The organism is Streptosporangium sp. H16 (genome assembly GCF_051918855.1).
Lineage (GTDB): Bacteria > Actinomycetota > Actinomycetes > Streptosporangiales > Streptosporangiaceae > Streptosporangium.
This window is the reverse complement of sequence record NZ_JBPXMD010000138.1, coordinates 1-613: the sequence shown is the minus strand read 5'-3', so window position 1 is coordinate 613 and position 613 is coordinate 1. Positions and strand designations below refer to the sequence as shown.

Below are 613 nucleotides of genomic sequence, written 5' to 3'. Positions count from 1 at the left end.
CCAGCGGGCGGAGGGCTCGCGCCTGCCACCGTCGGGGGTGCGGGGGCCGGTTCGGCGGGCGAGTTGCTTGTTCAACCGGCGCAGCCGCTTGAGCGCCGAGCGGTGATGTTTGGGATTGGCGACGACCTCGCCGGTGGACAGCACCGCGAGGTCTTTGACGCCCAGGTCGACGCCGACGACGGCGCCCGGCCTGGCCGGGGCGCGGTCGGTGCGGTCGAGCTCGCAGGTGAACGCGACGAACCAGCGGCCCCCCTCGCATCGGACGGTGGCCGACAGGATCCGCCCCGTGCCGCGCTCCAGATGGCGGGCCAGTTTCCGGGTGGATTCGTGGGTGCGGATGGTGCCGAGCCGGGGCAGCGTCACGTGGCGGCGGTCGGCCTCCACCCGGATCGTGCCGGTGGTGAACCGGCACGAAGGGGCGGCGCGGTGCTTGGACGTGAACCGGGGAAACCCGATCTTCGGCCCCTTGCGGGTGCCGCTGCGGGAGGCCGCCCAGTTCCTCAGCGCCCGCGCCACCCCGTCCAGGCCGGTGGTGTAGGCCTCTTTGGAGTGCTCGGCCCACCACGGCGCGACGTCGCCCTTGGCGGTGTTCCACGCCCGGCGCAGGCCATAC

The 613-nt window shown here is 73.7% G+C and carries 1 protein-coding gene; it reads right to left on the bottom strand.

Annotation, left to right across the window (positions count from 1 at the left end; all coding sequences use genetic code 11):
* A partial coding sequence (locus ACTOQ2_RS44040; protein WP_440108015.1) for a transposase occupies positions 1–613 on the bottom strand: 613 nt, incomplete at both ends.